Here is a 5,969-nt window from a genome sequence, read left to right as displayed (position 1 = left end):
TAATACTAATTATCAAACACTTTTATTTCAATAATTTAACATTGGTCACCTAAAATAAAAATATAATAATCTAAAATAAACTCCGGATGCCACTGACATCCGGAGTTTTATTTTGCGATTATCTTAATATTATTTAAGCATTGAAATGCTCCTTTACTTTTTCCAGCACCTGCTCTTCAGACATTTGCTGCGCGGTATCCAAAGTTACCTTCAGGTCTTTGAACTGGGCTGTTTCATGAAGGTGTTTTTTAAATTCCTCCTGAACCGTTCCGGGGCCGGTTACATACACTTCCTGAGAATTGGTTAACAGGTGCTCTATTTCTTTAAAGAATTTTGCCCGGTTGGTTCGCTCTGCATTGTTTCCGGCATTCTCGCTGGAGTTTCCGTGCTGTACTTCTGCTTTTACAGGGCTGCATAAGAAAAATTTAAATGCATTCTGGGCATCATGGTTTTTTACGACGATGGCTTTTTCCGTATCCATCCACAGTCCTGCTAATTTTTTGTCAGACATAATTGTTTTTTTTTAAGTTGTACCCATGTAATGACAAGAATAATGCTAAGCATATGTTAAGGGCATGTTAAATAAATTTATATTTGAAAATAAACGGCTGTACGCTCTGAACTGATGCTTCCTGTTAGGTATGACGGGAAAACATCTGATCTGAATTCAAAATCGATATTCTGATATTCTGATTTTTCCTTTTAAAGAATCAGCCCTGATCTCCCGACTTATCCAAAATAGAGAAACTTGTTTATTCCGACTATTTTCAATGAACACATCTGGTCTTAATTTCCCAGCGAGCTATGAGGTCTGGAGCTGTTGTAATCATCTTTTTACAAATCTGACTTTTGCTGTACATCTTCAAAAAAAATACAATGCATATTAAGATATTCAGCGGTAATTATCCGGTAAAATGCTCAATAAATGTATCTAGGTTCTCCCGCCCACCGTCTGGAAACTCCAATTCCATTTCCTTTTACATAAGCCCATGCGTCAATGCTTTACGAATAAACCCAGAACCATTGGTAAAAGATGTATTCTCAGAAATAGAGCGGTGCCGTTAGGTTTTAAAATAGTCCATGATCGTTGCTGTTATTGGGTTAACGGAACAAAGGTATAACAAGATTTTTAACCTGAAACGGCTTGAAATATTTTTGGCAGCCTGTGTCCGGTTTTGGCAGGTTTTGGCAGGTTATGACCGGTTAAATCCACACTTTGTTCGGGAGCGCTTCGGGAATCCTTCGGTAGTTCTTCGGAAAAAACATCTTTTTTCCGAAGAAACTCCGAACAGGTATCGAACAACACCCGAAGAAACCGTCGGTTTACATGACTGAAAACACCGATGCGGGACCGGCTGACAAATTATGATTTTAAAACTTTATCAAAAAAATACGGAGGGATTTTGCACGCAGAAAAAAGCCTCCGCTTACCTCGAAGGGATCGTTATAATACACAGATATACAAATCATTAACTACAGAATGCAGATTATAAAATTCCCTGTAAAATCTGACTGGATTCCGGCTCTTATTTCAGCAGTTGCCGTAAACCGCCGGACCAAATCTGAAAGGATATTGCATGTGATGAAAAATGTTCCGGTGCTTATTTCCCCAGTACAAATACCGCAGGGATTTTATGCAGTTCCGGTTTCTGTTTCTGCCAGTCTTTGATGGTTTTGGTGCGGATGAACTCGTGTTCCGGATCATTGATGTTGGCGGCGATGCAGAGCTTGGTGTTCGGGGACAAGAATTTGAACAGGTCTTCCAGCAGCTGATTGTTCCGGTACGGGGTTTCCATAAAAATCTGCGAATAGCCTGTTCTCTGAACCAGCCCTTCCAGTTGCTGCATCTGTTTTTTCTTTTCGCCTCGGTCGATCGGGAGATACCCGTTAAAGGTAAATTCCTGCCCGTTGAAACCGCTTGAGATCAACGCCAGGATAATGGAGGAAGGCCCGGATACCGGCACCACCCTGATGTTTTTTTCGTGGCACCATTTTACGATCAGGTTTCCCGGATCGGCAATGCACGGAAGGCCGGCTTCTGAAAGCAGCCCGAAATCCTGCCCGTCCATCATCAGTGCCTGTGCCTCGCGGATGTCTTTATTCTCGGTATATTTATCCAGAAGGAACAGCTTCAGGTCTGCCTGTTTTTTCTCCGGCGCAAAGAACTTTACGACCTTCCGGGCGGTTTTTTCATTTTCCACAAAGAAATAATCGGTCTGCATAATGTACTCTGTAATAACGGGAGCGAAGTGCGTAATGGACGTATTTTCTGAAAGATAGGCGGGGAGTAAAAAAAGCATTTTTTCTGAGTTATGAGTTGGGGTGAATGATAATAAGTTATAAGTGAGGAGTTATAAGTTATAAGTTGTGAGTGATGAGTGATGAGTTATAAGTTGTGAGTTATAAGTTATTGGGTCTGTGGGTTTAACCGGCGGGCGATTTCTTCGCAGCCGCGGTCCAGGATCCGGTAGACATTTTCAAATTCTTCCATTTCGCCCCAGTAAGGATCCGGGACTTCTGCATTGCCGTGATCACCGAGCACCTCCATAAATAGGGAAATTTTCTGCCGCTGCTCTTCATTCCGGGCTATTGAAATAACGTCTTCCATCACATCAAGATCCATGCAGTAGATTTTATCGAAATTTTCAAGGTCTTCTGACGTAATGGGCCTTGACCTCTGTTTTGAAATATCAATCTGATGGGCTTCTGCAGTTTTCAGGGCTCTCGGGTCCGGGTGCTTGCCTTCATGCTGGGAAATGGTTCCGGCGGAATCCACGTAAATGTTTCCGGGAACCTTTGTCTTCATAATCCCTTCTGCCAGAGGGCTCCGGCATATATTTCCGAGGCAGACCATTAATATCTTCATTGTTCAGCGGTTTAAAGGGGAACACCCGTTTATTTTCTCTTACAAAACTAAACAAAAAATGAAGAATATCTCTATTCTCCATTTTCCGGTATTTCAAGTAAAATTATTTTTTACTGTTTGATTCTTTCTGATAATTCTTTAACGTATTTCTTTACTTCCTTATCAATTTTGGAAACATCCTTGATTGTATCACAGGCATACATTACCGTAGAGTGGTCTTTCCCGCCCATTTCTTCACCGATTTTGGTGAATGTGGCATTGGTAAGCTCCTTGGCAAAATACATGGCCAGCTGTCTCGGAAGCGCGATTTCCCTTTTTCTGGTCTTGGATAAAAGCTGTTCTCTCTTGATCCCGAAATAATCACACACCACTTCCTGGATATATGGAATGTTGATGATTTTTTTCTGGTTGGCCGCGATTTTACTGATGGTATCCTTTAACAGTTCAAGGCTTAAGTCTGACTTATAAATGGTTGAATAAGCAATTACCGAATTGATGACCCCGATCAGCTCACGTACATTGGTTTTTGCTTCGGAAGCCAGGAAGTCCAGCATATCGTCTGTTAAAACAATGCCGTCCCTGCTCAGCTTATCCACAATAATCTGTCTTCTGGTAGAATAATCCGGGGATTTGATTTCTGCAGAAAGCCCCCATTTGAAACGGGAAACAATCCTGTCCTGGATATCCATAATATCTGCCGGCGCCTTATCGGAAGTCAGAATGATCTGTTTTCCGTTCTGGTGCAGGTAGTCGAAAATATGGAAGAAACTGTCCTGCGTGGCAGATTTTCCTGAAAGGAACTGGATGTCATCAATAATCAGCACATCCACCATCTGGTAGAAATTGGCAAACTCTGTCTGCTTATGTGCTTTTGCGGATGAAATAAACTGCTGGATGAATTTTTCTGAAGACAGATACAGCACCACTTTATCCGGGAACTGACTCTTTACTTCCAGACCCACGGCCTGGCCAAGGTGGGTTTTCCCTACACCGTACCCTCCGTATAAAAACAACGGGTTGAAGGCGGTGGCACCCGGTCTTTTTGCAATTGATCTCGCAACGGTAGCAGCAAATTTATTGCTTTCCCCTTCTACGTAATTTTCGAAAGAGAAGTCTGATTTTAAGTTGGAATCAATATTAACCTTTTTAATTCCCGGGACTACGAAAGGGTTTACAATATTGGAAGAGAAGCCCTGAGGCATGGTTTCCTGCATTTTCGGGGTAGGAACCGTTTTCCCTTTCATGTTCATGGTAACGGGTTTCTCCAGGCCGGAAGGCTTGTTTTCCATTACCGAATACCATAGCTTTACTCCTTTTCCGATGTTTTTTTTCAGGGCAGCGGAAAGCAGAGAGAGGTAGTTATCCTCAATATATTCTTTGTAAAAATCACTCGGAACCATCAGCGTAAGGTTATTGTCAACCAGTGAAACCGGCTGTACCTTATCGAACAGTAAATCGAAAGATTTTTCAAGTTTTTTCAGATCAGAATTATCCTCAGCTGCGTTTAGGTTATCGCGCATAAACTGAAGGCACTTCTGCCATATCATCATTAAATTTTCACCCATAATTATGCCCCGATTGATTCTTTGTTAGTACTCATTTTAGAAGGATGACAAAGGTCTCATTTTTTTATTTCAAAAAAAAATATTGTGCTTATTGATTATTTAAAAATATATTTGTATGAATAATTAAGCATTAAAAATGATACATACAAAGCACTCATTACGAGTACGTTACGGAGAGACAGACCCCATGAAATACGTCTACTACGGCAATTATGCAGAGTACCTCGAAATTGGCCGCGTGGAACTTTTCAGAAGCATCGGAATGTCCTATAATGAGATTGAGAATCAAGGAATTTGGCTTCCTGTTTCGGAGTATAAAATTAAGTACCTGCGCCCTGCTTTTTATGATGAAAATCTGGAAATCCATACGTATATAAAAAAAATTCCCGGGGTAAGAATTGAATTTGAGTATGAAATTTTCAACGAAGCGCAGCTTAAAATCACCGAAGCCTCCACTACCCTCTTCTTTCTGGATGCCAAAACCAACAAAGTGGTGAAGTGCCCGGACTACCTGATGAAGCTGATTGAAGAAAACTGGAACCCTTCACCTAATGTAACCCCATAAAACACGCTGTACTTATGAAGATTGCTTTCTTAGGCCCGCAGGCCAGCTTTACACAGCTTGCCGCCAGCCAGCTCTTCCCGTATGCTGAGCTTCTGCCGCAGGCCCATATTTTAGATTGTTTCCTCGCCGTAGAAAACGGAAAAGCGGAAAAAGCCGTGGTCCCGCTGGAAAACTCTATTGAAGGGACGGTTTCCATGACGCTGGATTACCTGTATCAGACGCCGGATATATGCATTGAAGCGGAAGCCATTATGCCGATTGCCCACCAGCTGATGGTTCACCCCGGTTGCGATGTTGATCACATTACAAAGATCTATTCTCATCCGCAGGCCCTTGCCCAGTGTTTCCACTTCCTGGATGAAAAATTCAGTCATGCTGAAAAACAGGAATATTCTTCAACGGCAGCGGCGGCTAAACATGTTGCAGACCATCCTGAGAGGAACCTTGCCGCCGTGGCCAACCCTTTTGCGGCTGAGCTGTACGGGTTGAAGATCATACACCGGAATATTCAGGATTCTGACCAGAACCATACCCGGTTTATTGTTATTTCCAAAGGGATGAACGCGTATAACAATAACAGGCTTGAGGTTATGGGTGAAAAATCAGGACTGCTGATTACGCTGCCGGAAGACCATGCGGGCGGGCTCCATCAGGTACTGTCAGTTTTCGCATGGCGGAAGATGAACCTCAGCAAAATAGAATCCCGGACATTAAAAACCGGCCTGGGGAATTATTTTTTCTTTATTAACGTAACGGGAAAGTGGGAATCTGCACTGCATGACCATGCGCTGGAAGAACTGAAAGCACTGGATGCGAAAGTCACGTTTTTGGGAAATTATAAGGCGTTCATTTTAGAAAATTAGGCCTTTAACCCTTTTTACGGTAAAAAAACCGACACCTACCACATACATTTTATCTGAACCTGAAAAGTGGAGTAATTTTTTAATAAATACCTGATTACCAATAAATTAAT

The 5,969-nt window shown here is 42.1% G+C and carries 6 protein-coding genes; 2 read left to right on the top strand and 4 right to left on the bottom strand.

From position 1 onward, the window contains the following. Nucleotides 1-133: 133 nt before the first annotated feature. From ASE55_RS02675 to dnaA, 4 genes are all read right to left on the bottom strand, one after another. Entirely contained in the window at nucleotides 134-511 is a 378-nt protein-coding gene (locus ASE55_RS02675) for a hypothetical protein (RefSeq protein ID WP_056215195.1), read from the bottom strand. Nucleotides 512-1,601: 1,090 nt separating this feature from the next. Then, nucleotides 1,602-2,300 carry an SAM-dependent methyltransferase gene (locus tag ASE55_RS02665; protein ID WP_056215189.1) on the bottom strand — a complete coding sequence of 233 codons (699 nt, stop codon included), beginning with the start codon at nucleotides 2,298-2,300 and terminating at the stop codon, nucleotides 1,602-1,604. Nucleotides 2,301-2,407: 107 nt separating this feature from the next. Then, nucleotides 2,408-2,866, bottom strand: a complete 459-nt coding sequence (locus ASE55_RS02660; protein ID WP_056215188.1) for a low molecular weight protein-tyrosine-phosphatase — start codon at nucleotides 2,864-2,866, stop codon at nucleotides 2,408-2,410. Between the two features lie 110 nt (nucleotides 2,867-2,976). Continuing rightward, nucleotides 2,977-4,431, bottom strand: coding sequence for a chromosomal replication initiator protein DnaA (gene dnaA, locus ASE55_RS02655; protein WP_056215185.1), 1,455 nt, complete (start codon nucleotides 4,429-4,431; stop codon nucleotides 2,977-2,979). 136 nt (nucleotides 4,432-4,567) lie between these two features. Here dnaA and ASE55_RS02650 point away from each other — a divergent pair, with 136 nt between their 5' ends. Both ASE55_RS02650 and pheA read left to right on the top strand, forming a co-directional pair. Beyond that, nucleotides 4,568-4,996: an acyl-CoA thioesterase gene (locus ASE55_RS02650; RefSeq protein WP_056215181.1), complete on the top strand. Its 429-nt coding sequence runs from the start codon at nucleotides 4,568-4,570 to the stop codon at nucleotides 4,994-4,996. A 14-nt stretch (nucleotides 4,997-5,010) separates the two neighbouring features. Then, complete coding sequence (pheA, locus tag ASE55_RS02645) at nucleotides 5,011-5,859, top strand: prephenate dehydratase (protein WP_056215178.1); 849 nt, start codon at nucleotides 5,011-5,013, stop codon at nucleotides 5,857-5,859. Nucleotides 5,860-5,969 lie beyond the last annotated feature (110 nt).

The sequence above is a fragment of the Chryseobacterium sp. Leaf201 genome (assembly GCF_001421435.1).
In the GTDB taxonomy this organism is placed as follows: Bacteria; Bacteroidota; Bacteroidia; order Flavobacteriales; family Weeksellaceae; genus Chryseobacterium.
This window is presented reverse-complemented; position numbering and strand designations above follow the sequence as displayed.